This window comes from Bacillus sp. JAS24-2, assembly GCF_008274905.1.
In the GTDB taxonomy this organism is placed as follows: domain Bacteria; phylum Bacillota; class Bacilli; order Bacillales; family Bacillaceae_G; genus Bacillus_A; species Bacillus_A cereus.
The window spans coordinates 2,959,814-2,973,299 of sequence record NZ_CP031068.1; the positions used below are offsets into that span (position 1 = coordinate 2,959,814).

Here is a 13,486-nt window from a genome sequence, read left to right on the forward strand (position 1 = left end):
TGTGATGTAAAAACTTCAAAATAACCGCAAATAATCTATAAAAATCAGACATATTAATGAATATGCATTCAAGCGAATCCGGTCTGTTTAAATTTGATTATTGAACTATTTCTCTGTGGCAAAATAAAGCAGCGCTATGGTCGGAAAAGCGATTCCGATCCACAATGCTACACTCCATCCTCCGAAAAAGGATCCAACAGCAACACCCAAAAAGAAAATAGACATGAATAATCCATTTAAGCGACTACGAACTTCTGGTTGCAAAGAGAAAATCAAACGTTGACTTAAAACTGGAAGAGGAATATCGCACTCGATGTTTCCAGCCCCGTCGACTGCAAGCAAAGCAACTTCTAGAGAAGGGAATTCAAAGAGGAGAATTGAAAGAAAACCTTGATATTGAATTATCCATCGATCTCATTTACGGACCAATTTTTTAATTATCCATCGATCTCATTTACGGACCAATTTTTTATCGGTTGCTAGTAACCGGTGATAAGTTGGATGATTCCTATGTACATCACTTGGTAACAAGCGCATTCGATGGAATACGATAAACATGAATAACATTCGAAAAAAGAATTAAATGCGCCTTCCTCCTATACGAATAAAATTTCGCTTAACTTAATAAATAAAATATCTAATTATTTAAGCTGATGTATATGAGTCGGTCCCCCACATACATCAGCTTAAGAGTTGAGAATTACCCTAAATGAATGAACATGCAAAAAAATTTATTCTGGGGATTTTACGATATTTTATTTAATCGAAATGTGACATAACTCCTAATATTAGTCTTATTAAGACGCAAGCTCCCTCTCTTCTATTTTTTAATTGAATATTTTAGGTTTATAATGATTTATTTTTAAAGATAATTACCTAATTTATTAACTTATTTTAGAGTAAAAAATAGGAGAAGTCTATCGTGACAGACTCCTCCTAAAAAACAACCGTTATATACATATTGAAAATAAATTTATTTTATTAATAATGAATATTCACCAGTGTTATCATCAAATTTATACACATTCAAATAATATTTCCCTGGTTTCGCTACGAATTTTCCCTTTATAGCATTTCCTTCATCTTCACCACAAGCTACGTAATTTTGCATGTCTGATTCATGATAAAGTACCCATGTCATCCCAATGTTTTGTTCATTTACCACAGAAATATCTACTTCTTTTGGAACTGTAACATCAAACGTATAAACATCTGTTTGATCAGGAGCGATCAGATTTCCTTTTACAAGCTTATTAAACGGGAGTACCTTTTCCTCTTCAAGGGATCCACCTGTTTGCGGATCTTGTTTTACAGTAACTTTTGTTTGTTCTTTACTTTCTTTTCCTCTACTATCTTTCACTGTTAGTTCCACAGTATATGCTCCTTTTTCTCCATATACATGGGTAGGGCTGACTTCTGTACTTGTTGTACCATCTCCAAAGTTCCATAGATAAGAAATAATTTTTCCATTTTCACTTTCTGTACCATCACTATGGAATTGAATTCCTTCATTTACTATCCCGCTATATGGTCCATTCATATTTACTATAGTCGTTGTTTTTTCTTTTTCCTCTGTTGCAACACCATGGAAAACAATATCATATTCAAATTGATTGGCTGCATTCACACGATAGTTAACAAAATAGGCTGTAACTGTTTTATAGCCGCTCCATCCTGTTTGAGACAACTGCTCCAAGGTTTGATTGACTTGTTTACTCATTGTTTTCCAGTCTTCAGACTCACCTTTTGATGTACTACCTATGTACTTGCCTTCTACAGTAAATGTGTTAAAAAATTGAGACTCATGTTTTGTGATTTTTGCATCTTTTATATTAGTTACATCGACAATTTCTTTCTTCACTTCAGCTAACGGCTTAGGTGCATGTTGTATTAAGTAATCATTTGTTACTTGTGGTACATTGTATTTATCTTGATTATCAATCAACTGCTGCATATACGTTTGATATTCTGTATTCAGCTGTGCATCTTTACTTAATGCTTCACGATACGCGTCATAATTTTTCACATCGTTTGCACGGATTAAATCCTGAATCTTATCAAAGGTTTCAAAGTGGTGATTATATAGATAAGACTGTAGTGCAAAGGAATAATTATAAAAATCCCATGATCCATATTTTGCGAACAAAGTTTGCTTTGCAGTATAACGGCTTGCCGGATCAGATGATAAGCCACTTATAATACTTTTACGTGGAACAACATTATTTGTACGTGTAGATCCTGCAAAGAATTCTGCATTCCCTTCTTGGAACCAAGTTAAGCGTTCATTTTGATATAGTTCTCCACTCCCAAATAAACCAGGAACCTCGTATCTTCCTTGTAAATAATGAGTGAATTCGTGACGGAATAACTCTTCTAGACTATAAATACTCTGTTTTGGTGTACGCTCATATGTAAAGAAAGTACCCTTCTCTTCAATATAAATACCGCCGTTGTTCGTTTCATATCCATATAATTGTCTATTTAATTGATAATCATCTGGATTATTATAAATTACAATTGTCAGCACATCATCTGCGTTACCTGATTCTAGTGCTTTATCATTTCCAATTACACGGTGATATTGTGCCTTTACTTCTTTGGCTGCCCAATATAACCTTTTAATTTTCTCTTCTGTTACTTTATCGCCTGTCTTAAAAACAATAGATCCATCATCAAATGTATATGTTTTAGGTAAGTATTGTAACTTCCCTTCTTCACGTATTTTCTGTAAATCTACTGTATTTCCATCATAATCTTTTCCACCGTAGTTTGTTTTGATTTGCTCTACCGCTATAAAATAAGGTCCACTTAGGCGAGGATACATATTCATCGCTTGTGTAACAACTTCCAATCCTTTGTTTGGATTGCTATGAAATTTCCCTAAACGTCCTGCATAATAAATCCCATTATTAATTAGCCAACTATTCTCAGTTGTTAAATTCCGTATGAGAGCAATTCTACTAACCTCATTTATAAAGTTATCTATCTTTCCATACCACATTGTTGCATTAGGCTTTTTATTCGTTTCCTGCAAATAAGATTGTATATCATAATCAATACCTTTTACGATTTCATATACAGCTTGTTCTTTCATATAATCATTAGCATACATAGAAAGGTTATCATTAAACTGTTTTAAAATATTTGCCGCATACTGTACTGTTTCAGCATCACTAGAAGCATTACTAATTAATTTCCCATACGCAACTACTACTCTATCTTGCTCAGCTGTACCTAATGTAAAGTTTGGATTTTTTGCAATAGCTTTTAATGCTGGTAAACATTTGTCATGGAAGCTTCTCTCATTTAAGTAACCTACTTCATTATTAAAATATCCCACATAAAAAGCAGAACGTAATATCTCAACAAAAGTTTCAATTCCCATTGAGTCCTCTTTCGTAAAAGATTTCCCTCGTCGTCCTAATTCATTAATGATAACGTTCATACGTTCTCTATTTTGATAAAAAGCTTTCGTATCTTGATTGAATTGAAATAAGTCTGTAATTTGATTCCATGAAACTCTTGATAGCGTATCAATGAATTGACTATCAGGCATTTTATTCAGTTCTGCCAGAGTATAGCTTTGCTTTAATTGCCTGTCATTATGTTTCATCACCGAAGTTGGCCTTTGTGAAAAATCACCTACTTTTAAACGCTCTTCAAAAGTTAAAGTTCCATCCGCTTTTGTAGCATGTGCCATTTCATCTTTTGAAGTTTCTGTTCCAATTGGTTTCATCTGTAACGTATTATAGGGTGCTTTTTCTTCTGCGGATACCTGTGTTTGAATACTTCCAAATGATAATGCCATCGTACTAATACCGATCATCATTTGAGTAAATTTTAAATTCTTGTTCATAACATTTCCTCCATTTATATATTCCACCCAAAAATATAACATTTTATCTTAATAAATTATCATAAAATGTATTATTACATATTGTTTAATATACATTTATGTATAAATTAATATTAAACAAATCATTATTGAATCTCTTTCTTTTTCCATACATACTCATGAATTGAGTAAACTTTTTGTTTGGAATTTACAGGTTCGTTGCACGAAACCAGACTCTCTTGCAAGATTTCTTAAGATGTTCGGGGATAAATAACATTGAATTTCTTGAGCAAATAGTTGTAGTTCATCAGATACAAAAATAGACATAAAAAACGCTATCCTTTCCTAGGATTCTAGAGAAAGAATAACGTTTTTTTACTCGTTCAGTACTTAGTAGGTATAACTTTTTATATTTCAAATGACTTTTCTCTCTAAAATTATTTTTCATACAAATTTTCAGATTCTAAAAAATCTATAAATTTCTTATAATGTGTCACTGTTCTTTCTAAAGCAATCATTAAAACAAATATAAAATAAATTGCTTGAATTCCATTCATATAATTAAAGAGTGATTCAAATATATATACAATACTTGCAATCATAGAACAAAACCATAGATAAAATTTCATTTTCAGTTTTTTAATTTTTTGCTTAGTTGTCTTACAAGGCTGGCCATGAACTCTTATAAACAAATAAATTGCTGTATGCAAAATAATAATTGAAAATTGGAAACTTCGATTGTCCTCTGAACTAAATTCAGAGAAACCTATTTCTAATGAATGTAATACTATCCAAATAGAAAACAAAGATAGCACGAAGACATATAAAAAACCAAATAATAATTCAAAAATAAATAACCAAGGTTTATTTAATATTGAGTAAAATGGATTTAGATATTTTATGGTTAATAAAAATTTCTTCACTAAATCAGTAATAATAATTGATGTATTAGTTATATTCATATAGAAAAGTAATGTTATTGGAACCAATAACATTATAGCAATGCCCCAAATGGTAATCTTAATACCGGATAAAAAGAAAACAGCTCCAAAAATTACAACTGAAAAAATAAAAGTTGATATTGGAACAAACATTAAAAATATAAGAGTTCTTATTAAGATTAACTTCCCTAAAAAATCTTTTATTATGAAAACATGTATTTTTTCCTCCTTGTAATTCTTCACAGTTTCAACTATTTCTTTCTCGGATAAAAGAAAATACTTCAATCTATTAAACATAAAAAAACTCCTTTATATTAATTTAAAAAAGATTGCCCTCTGTATGCTACAGAGGGCAATCTTTCTTGATGATTAAAATATATACCCAACTGTTAGCAAATATATTAAAAGACATTGTCATCAATTCACTTTAAATTTCACTTCTGGGTATTTGGAGTCCAATTTTTCAAGCGCAGAGCTATCGTCTACCTGTTTCACATATCGATCAAAAAAAGCGAGACTGAATTCGTTTATAATACGGTGAACGTATCTTGGATCTTCATCTAAGCTTCGTAACAAAGGAGAGAACAAATGAAAATCAGTGAAACTCGTATGATTGGTATGGGGAATAACCATTGACATGCCACCACCTGCAAGTGCATGGTCACTACGAACTTTTCCCTCTAAAAAATCTTCCGTGGAATCATCACTAGTCTCTGCATTCATAATCAAAAACGGTTTTCCAACTCTAGATTTCGGAACATTTTCCCCATATAATGTACCATCCATATTGATGGCTGCTTTGACACGGGAGTCTTCCACTAACACTTGCGCAGCTGTAGCTCCACCATAAGAATGTCCAAACATTCCAATTCGGGATGTATCCATTCTTCCTGTAAAGCGATTATCTTTATCGCTTTGGTTAAGCTTCTCTATTTGATTAAGTACAAAAACAACATCTTCCTTCCATAATTTGATATGGCGATCTCGTTCGGCAAAATCAGTTAAATTGATCGACTGTACAAAAGCGGTTCTGCCATCTGGAAAGACGGTAGCTGCAGCATCATAGGTATGATCAATTCCTACGACGATGTAACCTTGGCTGGCCAACTCCTCCACCTCAAACGTGTTTTGATTGCGAAAACCGCTTAAACCATGGGAAAAGAGTAGAACCGGATAACGTTCCTCTAAATCTGACAATTGAGCTTCCATGAATGCATTCGACTTCATCAAGCCTAAATGGTGAAACGCGAATGCTGGAATAGACAATGATTTTTCCAACCCCTTGGCAATCTCATCCGAGTTATGGATATAAGGTGCGCGATTCATCTCTCCTTTTTCTTTTGCAGGATACCAAACCTGAACCATCAGCTCGCGCCGGCCGTTCAAATCTTTCATATAAGGTTCTTCTCGATTATAATCAATCCAATGATAAAGTGTAGTACCAACCTTGAAGGGACCGCTCGTTTTTTCAAATAAAACTACCGGCATGAGGGAAGGAAGCATGACCGCAATAGTCAAATAAATGACCAGTAGCGATGTCTTGACTGTGAATGCCCCACAACTTTTAACGTTCTTTTTTGATTCAGCAAATAGATAGCAGCTTGTTAAAATAAATGGGGACAAATAAGCAGGAATCATCTGCCAGCGATACCCTTCTACGATAAGCTGCACACCAACCACACAAAAGGCAACTGTTAGAATGAAGACAGACCATTGTTTTATTTTCTCACTAAAAAACAATATACAGCCTAGAATACTAAAATTCACAATGATTATAACAGTCTCAAAAAAATCCATTTACATTCCTCCTATACCCGTATTTTATCTTCAAGGACATCCCAGCCAAATTGAAAAAACAATTTAAAATTACAAACTTTTCGTTTCCATCTCTGATTACCTTAATTCGTACCTTCAGTACCAAAAAATTATTTTCGGTACTAATTTTATATTATACCGAAATCTTCCAGACTGTAAAGTATAATTACCCTTAAGTAAAATCGACATAAAGTGAAACTTTAATCAGTGGGGTTTTCTTCATCCCCCACTGATTATCAGCCCTCACCAATCGGACTTTTATGGGCAGTTGATCTCCCACCTAAATTCTTTGCTTTCACTGAATTTTGAGGTAGGAATCTTACTGCCCATTAAAGCGGGATAAAAATAAAAAATGAGCGGGGCTACGTTAACCTGTATGGTTATTGTGACCCTACTCATTTTTTATGTAGAAGTACTATTTAATCCTTACTTGTGATTCCATGCAATATGATATCGGCCATCATTGCAAGTGACTCTTGTAGAGTAATTTGGTTAGAGGCTATACTCCCCTGTTCAAAAATTGATTTCATTAACGTTTTGAGTGTTTGGATTAGTACTGGAATGTCCATTGAACGTAAAACACCGCTATTGATGCCCTCTTCAACTAGCCCAGTAATTACCTCCCATTCTTCATTTATGCCTTGTTCTATTTTTGCCCACTGCTCTGGATGGTAACGTCGCAGTTCAATCAGTAAACGTACGAAGCTGTGCTGAAAATCCTTAGGCACAATTAAAAGAATCCCTTTTAATTTTTCCGGTATGGTCAAATTCGAATTATCGATAATTTCCCGAAAACGTATTTGGGCTTCTTCATTTATTTGCTCAACTACATAACCAATAAGCTCGTCCTTAGATGGAAAATGCTCGTAAAGCGTACTTTTGCTTACACCTAGATCACGAGCTAAATCACTCATTGTGAATTTTATTCCCCTTACATGAAAAAGCGCAATAGCAGTTTTGGCAATCCGATCTTTCATCATTTATTCACCTCATACCAAAATAGTAAAGTTATTATCTCTCCAGTACTATAATAGTACTTCGAGTACAAGAATAGTTTAACTTTTTATTTCTTGAAGGTCAAACGTGATGAAGATGATGACATTTCACCTCATAGCCTTTAAATGAAAATATTATGTTTTTTATGGAAACCAAGTTTATTTTTATCATTGCGGGGACATCAAAACTTTAACTTGATAGGGATATGGCACTACCCCAATTAATAAATATTATTAACTATATGTCTATCATATTTTTTATAAACAGGACTAATTAGATTTAAAAAAAGACTTCTTTTTCTTTACTCGTAATAAATCACCTGTCCACCCTTTGAATCGCATATACATATACATACCCCCTGTTGTGAAAATAATAAATAAGAGAGCCATTAAATAGCTATATTTCCATTCAAGTTCAGGCATGTATTTAAAATTCATACCCCATAATGCTCCTAAGGCTGTCAAAGGCGTACTTACAGCAGTTAATACAGTAAGAGCTTTCATAATTTCATTCCCACGATGAGAAGAAACAACTTCTTGTAAATGAATCATCGTGTCTAATTCTTCTTGGTACTCTTTAACGAGTTGTAATCCACGCTCTAATTTTACGTGCGTTTGTTTATAACAAAGGGTGTTTGTTAGTTTTTCTAACCAAGCTTCCTCCAAGCCTTGTAACACTTCTTGTATTAAGCGAAACACATGTGTGTTCATAAATAATTCATGACGAATATGATAAATCCTTTCTAAAACTGCTATGTTATTATGATGATAAAAATCCCATAACACATTTCTGAAATTGTTTTCAAAATAGTCAACCTTTCGTAAATAGTGAGATATAAATATCGATAAGATGGCACATAGTCCTTCAGCGGAACTATTACAATTTTTTATACCTATAGGGAAATTATGTATTAATTCTTGAAAATCTTCTTCCTCTTTTTCTTGGACCGTTATCAGTATCCCATGAGCTACGAAATAATGAAGAAATTTTTGAATTTTGGCGTCCTTTTTATCTTGATCATATAAAAACGAACCATATACACAAGTTTGACTTGGTGATAACGTATAAACATATAATCCATTTTCACAAGGAGAACTTATTTTCTTTACAAATTGAGAGAAATAAGATGTTACATCACGGGGGATTATAGAAGAAATTTCTTCAAGCTCACTAGTTTTCACATGATACCAACTCCATTTCGTCATTTTTATGCATTCCATATTATTCTTCCTTTCTAAATAGTTTTATGTTTGATCGAATCATATCCGTAATATGAAATTTGTATGTAGGTATCCATATCTTGGAGGAAAAGTTTTTAAATCATCTAAATTACAAAATAAATGCATAGGAGGTCTTATTCTTTAAAAAGGAAGACCCCCTATATATTAGTTATTTTTATTCTCAATTTTAAACATTTCCTCTATACAAGCACTTTTTATCTTTTCTTATTTATATTTGGAAAAGAAGCCACACAATTTGGCACGTCTATTCAACGAACTCCATTTCGGTCGTCATTATAATTTGGATTTATATGCAGATTGATTGGTGATGTCCTCAAATACTTGACTTCCAATAATATAGTATCCATGAAGCGCGGCCTCTTTTGAAGCGTCTACCATACGGAAAGAAACAATTTCACCTTGCATTTTTTCAATTTGTTTTTTGTGGAGATCTACTATTCCTCCTGTCCAAATAATAGTATCATACTGGTCTAACTTAAATTGTTCTTGTAATACACGCATGATGTCTTGGAAATGTGTATCCAACTCTTTTTGAATTAAAATATCCACCTGACTTGTCTCATAATTTTCTTCTTTATCTCCATATCCTTTTTCTAATATTTTTGGCATGTCATTAATATGCAATTGATTACTTTCACTCGCATGATTCTGCAGGATATTCTTAATATTTTTCAAAGGCTTGCTACATCCTAGTTCCGTCTCATAATGATTTAAAATGACATTCTGTTTCATATCTGTCATTTCTAATGTACGAAATCCACCATCAATAATTAAGATACGATCTTGTTCCTGAATGATTCCCTCTTTTAAGAAATAGGCATGTAAAGCGACCGGTTGCTGAAGAATCAAAACATTTTCCACCGTAATATTAATAAATTTCCCATCAATTTGTACGGAAGTTTCTTTTTTTAGTGCACGTTGTAATTGCTCATGCTGACTACCAAAACAAGTAACGGGAAGCCCGGTAACAACTAAAGGTAACACGACATTTTCTTTATAATCCTTTGCAATGCAACCAAATATTTGTTGTTTAAACTGTTCGCTTTCATAATAATTTTCTATTTCTTCTTCAAATGGAGGAAGAAATGAAGCGTCAGATTGATGTGCTTCATTTCCCATGTAGTATGCAAAGTCTAAGTCTATAAAACTTACCTTTGTTAAATCTTCACTTTCAGCATGATTAGGTACGGGAGCTAGTGTGGCAGCTTCACTCTTAATCGTCACCTCAGAATCTACATCCTGTCGATATGCCCGCTTAGTAAAACCAATTCCTACATCAATTGCATACAGAGATTTCATACTTTTTTCCTCACTTTCTATTTTTAGAATTAAATCTAAGCACTCTCTTCTTTCCCTTCTTTCACATATTTCTTTTCATTTTCCGTTTTTTCTCCGTCTAGGTTCTTACTATTTTGTTTTATTTCATTATCCTTTTCATCTTTTTTCTTTTTGTTATTTTCGTTTTCTGTTAAATCTTTAATAGTAGAAATGACAACCGGTGTGGCTGTAAGCAGTTGTGGTAATGTTTGTTTTGCAACATTAGCTGCAGTTACAGAGAATTGTTTACTTGTCTCGGTTACCTTCTCTAATGTTTCCTTTATGTTTCCTTCTTGTAGTTTGTCTTTTACGCTTTTTCCTTTTGTTTGTATAGCTTTCCGATTTTCTTTTTTTAACAGAGATACCATGACTCCGGTCGTAATCCCAATCACAGCATATTTAAATATTGTATGTTTCATTTTTCTCACCCTTCTCTACTTTTATTTTCTTCCATGCTACAACCTAAAATAATTAACTTATCTATTTATTAGATATTGCAATCTATTAGAGAGAATGATAGTTTTGCGGCTGCCTATCACTCGCCGTTAGTGTTTCATCTGTTACTAGAAGTAAAATTCTCCCTTGATCTAGTTTTTCTTCATATAAGTTAGCTTCCTCCTTCGACAACCCCATTTCCTCCATTTGATTTCGGAGCTCGTCCCCTTTTTTGGAGAAAAAGTTGATAATACTTGTGCCCAACCCTTGTTCTTTTACTCCAATCGTATTTGTGTTTGTATCATCCGCAATTCTTTTTGTTATATGTTTTTCATGTGTTAAGACGTAAATGTCATCTTGGCGAATCCCTTGCAATTCTAGCTTTTTTACTTTCATAACTACTTCCTGTTCATTTTGATATTCATAAACCACCGGTTTTCTTTCATTCTTATGCATCGTATTTTTCCTCCCTTAGATTTTTTATTTTCTTATTTAGTTGTTATGTAATATGTAATACACCTATTTTAAAGATGTTAAACCTAAATTTTCAAAAAACTTAACATAATAGGTTATTAATGTTTTTGAATATCAAGGAAATGTCACGAGCACTTTGCTTTGATAACAGTGTTACAAATAACGCTTTATTTGGAAGATAAGTCCATTATTTTATAGAAAATTTCTATTTAAAAAAGTTACAAAAGGAGTACAAGATATTTTTTTCGTTAATTAAATCAAAGGAAAATAAAAAAACACTCTTTTTAAAAGAGTGCTAACAAACATATAACCTAATAATGTTTCTAGTTTGATTACAGAAAGAAAGTCTTTATTAAAACATATAGTTGCTAATTTAATTGCGATCTTCCTTGCACCCAAGCAGCAATATCATTTATAACATACTCAGGAATATTAGCAGGACTATAATATTCATCCGGTTTACTTATTTCCCCATCGCCCTCTGTAAAGAAATGATTTAACTTTGGATATAGCTGGTAATCAACGTTATTTCGTTCTTTTAATTGTTCTTTCCAAAGAGGAATTTCGATTTTTGATTGAACTTGATAGTCTCTTTCTCCTTGAATAATAAGAAGTGGTGTCTTTTGTTCTTTTGACATTTCTGCTGCTTTAATTTTCCGAATAGAATCCCAAAATACTGCTGATCCTAAGTAAAAATCTTTTGGAGGATTCTGACCAGAGAAATTTGGATCATTTAATAATTCAAATTGCGATTTGTAGAATTTATATTGCTCCTGGTTCATTGCTCCAATAGAAAAAAGATACTCAAATTGATCTAAAACAACGTCTTGAATCGTACGAGCTGGTCCACCCATTACAATTGCCCCAGCAATATTTTGATTTTGGTCTTTTTCAATCATTTTCGGAAGCATCATTCCACCTTGACTATGACCAAGAATATATATTTGATTCTTATTTATTAGAGGCTCATTTTTAAGAAATTGAGTTACAAGAAGAGCATCATCTGTTGTCTCTTTATCAACTGTATAGAAGGGACTGAATTGTGTTTTCAGCCCATGTTCATACGTTCGTTTATTATAGCGAAGGACAGCAATTCCCTTCGATGCAAGACCTTCAGCTAAATCGCGAAATGGTTTTAAAGCAAACGCTGTTTCATCCTGATCAGTTGCTCCTGATCCTTGAACAAGAACAACCGCTGGAAAAGGACCATTTCCTTTTGGAACCGACAATGTTCCTGGTAATGGAAATGCACCACTTCCAACTACTACTTCTTTATCAACAAATGATTCAGGCTTACTATATGATGGACGCTCAGCAACAGGACTAAACGACATGCTTAGTTGAAAATCGTCTATTTTTCCAGATGGATCTAGTTTAATTAGTAAAGGTACAGTCATTTTTTCAAAAACTAATTGAATCTCCACATTTGTATGAACAGGATTTGTCTCTTTTTGTGTAACCTCTCCAATTTCTATAAAAGAACCTGCTTGTAATTGAACTGGCAGTCCCTCCCAATAGCTCTTCAACCATTCTTCGGATATTATTTTCTGTAATGACCTTGAGGTTAAATCAAATGCAGATTTATAATCTTCACTATTCATATAGCGAATAAATGAAAGAGTAGTAGATATAACAGGATTTTCATCATCACTATTGTCTATTTTTTTTATATTTGTGTTTACTTCCTTTAATTTTGAAATAAATTGGTGGTTAAATGGATTATTATATGTATTAGGATATAAATTTGTTTTCAAAATTTCCGTATTCCGTGCCTTATACAAATTTGAAGAACTCTTAAAATTTTCAGGTGAAATTACTTCCTCCGCATATGAGACTGAGGGAATTGCTATTGTAAAAATTGCACTGATAAGTAATAACTTATTACTTATTCTTCTTTTCTTACCCATACCTATTGATTCTCCCTTCAAAATTTAAAATTTCTAATACAATATGCCAACTATAAGGAAAATAAAAATTACCAAAGAGATTAATAATCTATTTTACGATCCCCCTCTCAAGTTAAAAATCTATCATTAACAAACTTCAATAAAAAACGCCTTCCCCCTCTTTTTTTATTGTTGGATTTTCCAATGACCTAGAAGCACAGCACGAAATTACATGTAACCGACCCATGAGATTCTCTGTTTCAAAAGAAAAAAGCACCCCACTAGATGCTTTCTTTAATTGTTCTCACTATCATTTATTCAGGTAATTCTCTTATTACTATAAGATAAATTCATTCTATTTCCTAAACCTCACTTATTTCTTAATTCACTCATACCAATATAAAACCTAATAACCTACCATCAAAAAATAAAGAAAATAGGTTATTTGGCTATTCATTTCGTAAACTTAATGCTCAAATTAGTTTTTTTCACAAAGTTAAACTTTATTAAGAAAAACTTAAAGAATTTCCCTCTATATTCATAAGA

The 13,486-nt window shown here is 32.7% G+C and carries 9 protein-coding genes and 3 pseudogenes; 2 read left to right on the plus strand and 10 right to left on the minus strand.

Going from position 1 to position 13,486, the window contains the following annotated elements; translation table 11 throughout:
* Positions 1-105: 105 nt before the first annotated feature.
* A pseudogene (locus DN407_RS15360) lies at positions 106-291 on the minus strand (MFS transporter); the annotation flags it as partial.
* Here DN407_RS15360 and DN407_RS15365 point away from each other — a divergent pair.
* A pseudogene (locus DN407_RS15365) lies at positions 279-554 on the plus strand (TetR-like C-terminal domain-containing protein); the annotation flags it as partial. The pseudogenes DN407_RS15360 and DN407_RS15365 overlap by 13 nt on opposite strands.
* Positions 555-973: 419 nt before the next feature.
* On the opposite strand, the gene colA reads toward DN407_RS15365, so the two are convergent.
* The 8 genes from colA to DN407_RS15410 all read right to left on the minus strand — a co-directional run bounded on the left by colA (position 974) and on the right by DN407_RS15410 (position 11,036).
* Positions 974-3,856 (minus strand): collagenase ColA, encoded by a 2,883-nt coding sequence (gene colA / locus DN407_RS15370; protein ID WP_149216449.1) that lies wholly within the window; start codon positions 3,854-3,856, stop codon positions 974-976.
* Positions 3,857-4,272: 416 nt separating this feature from the next.
* Positions 4,273-5,073 (minus strand): hypothetical protein, encoded by an 801-nt coding sequence (locus DN407_RS15375; RefSeq protein WP_098022863.1) that lies wholly within the window; start codon positions 5,071-5,073, stop codon positions 4,273-4,275.
* 120 nt (positions 5,074-5,193) lie between these two features.
* Positions 5,194-6,573, minus strand: coding sequence for an alpha/beta hydrolase family protein (locus tag DN407_RS15380; protein WP_098022862.1), 1,380 nt, complete (start codon positions 6,571-6,573; stop codon positions 5,194-5,196).
* Positions 6,574-7,010: 437 nt separating this feature from the next.
* On the minus strand, positions 7,011-7,568 hold the full coding sequence (locus DN407_RS15390; RefSeq protein ID WP_000654864.1) for a TetR/AcrR family transcriptional regulator: 558 nt from the start codon (positions 7,566-7,568) through the stop codon (positions 7,011-7,013).
* 288 nt (positions 7,569-7,856) lie between these two features.
* Positions 7,857-8,807 carry a magnesium transporter CorA family protein gene (locus DN407_RS15395; RefSeq protein ID WP_098022860.1) on the minus strand — a complete coding sequence of 317 codons (951 nt, stop codon included), beginning with the start codon at positions 8,805-8,807 and terminating at the stop codon, positions 7,857-7,859.
* A gap of 294 nt (positions 8,808-9,101) precedes the next feature.
* A complete protein-coding gene (locus tag DN407_RS15400) occupies positions 9,102-10,127 on the minus strand; it encodes a ParM/StbA family protein (protein ID WP_098022859.1) in 1,026 nt (341 codons plus the stop codon).
* A 35-nt stretch (positions 10,128-10,162) separates the two neighbouring features.
* Complete coding sequence (locus DN407_RS15405; protein WP_000683226.1) at positions 10,163-10,564, minus strand: hypothetical protein; 402 nt, start codon at positions 10,562-10,564, stop codon at positions 10,163-10,165.
* A gap of 85 nt (positions 10,565-10,649) precedes the next feature.
* Positions 10,650-11,036 carry a YflT domain-containing protein gene (locus tag DN407_RS15410; protein WP_098022858.1) on the minus strand — a complete coding sequence of 129 codons (387 nt, stop codon included), beginning with the start codon at positions 11,034-11,036 and terminating at the stop codon, positions 10,650-10,652.
* Positions 11,037-11,155: 119 nt separating this feature from the next.
* Between DN407_RS15410 and DN407_RS32165 the strand changes: the two are divergent.
* Positions 11,156-11,310 (plus strand): annotated as a pseudogene (locus tag DN407_RS32165) (acyl dehydratase).
* A 112-nt stretch (positions 11,311-11,422) separates the two neighbouring features.
* Here DN407_RS32165 and DN407_RS15420 read toward each other — a convergent pair.
* Positions 11,423-12,961 (minus strand): alpha/beta hydrolase, encoded by a 1,539-nt coding sequence (locus DN407_RS15420; RefSeq protein ID WP_141550155.1) that lies wholly within the window; start codon positions 12,959-12,961, stop codon positions 11,423-11,425.
* Positions 12,962-13,486: the final 525 nt, after the last annotated feature.

Bases quoted from the DNA above. Each gene is read 5' to 3' on its own strand.
- DN407_RS15420 (WP_141550155.1), bottom strand. From the start codon at position 12,961: ATGGGTAAGAAAAGAAGAATAAGTAATAAGTTATTACTTATCAGTGCA.
- colA (WP_149216449.1), bottom strand. From the start codon at position 3,856: ATGAACAAGAATTTAAAATTTACTCAAATGATGATCGGTATTAGTACG.
- DN407_RS15400 (WP_098022859.1), bottom strand. From the start codon at position 10,127: ATGAAATCTCTGTATGCAATTGATGTAGGAATTGGTTTTACTAAGCGG.
- DN407_RS15395 (WP_098022860.1), bottom strand. From the start codon at position 8,807: ATGGAATGCATAAAAATGACGAAATGGAGTTGGTATCATGTGAAAACT.
- DN407_RS15380 (WP_098022862.1), bottom strand. From the start codon at position 6,573: ATGGATTTTTTTGAGACTGTTATAATCATTGTGAATTTTAGTATTCTA.
- DN407_RS15410 (WP_098022858.1), bottom strand. From the start codon at position 11,036: ATGCATAAGAATGAAAGAAAACCGGTGGTTTATGAATATCAAAATGAA.
- DN407_RS15405 (WP_000683226.1), bottom strand. From the start codon at position 10,564: ATGAAACATACAATATTTAAATATGCTGTGATTGGGATTACGACCGGA.
- DN407_RS15390 (WP_000654864.1), bottom strand. From the start codon at position 7,568: ATGAAAGATCGGATTGCCAAAACTGCTATTGCGCTTTTTCATGTAAGG.
- DN407_RS15375 (WP_098022863.1), bottom strand. From the start codon at position 5,073: ATGTTTAATAGATTGAAGTATTTTCTTTTATCCGAGAAAGAAATAGTT.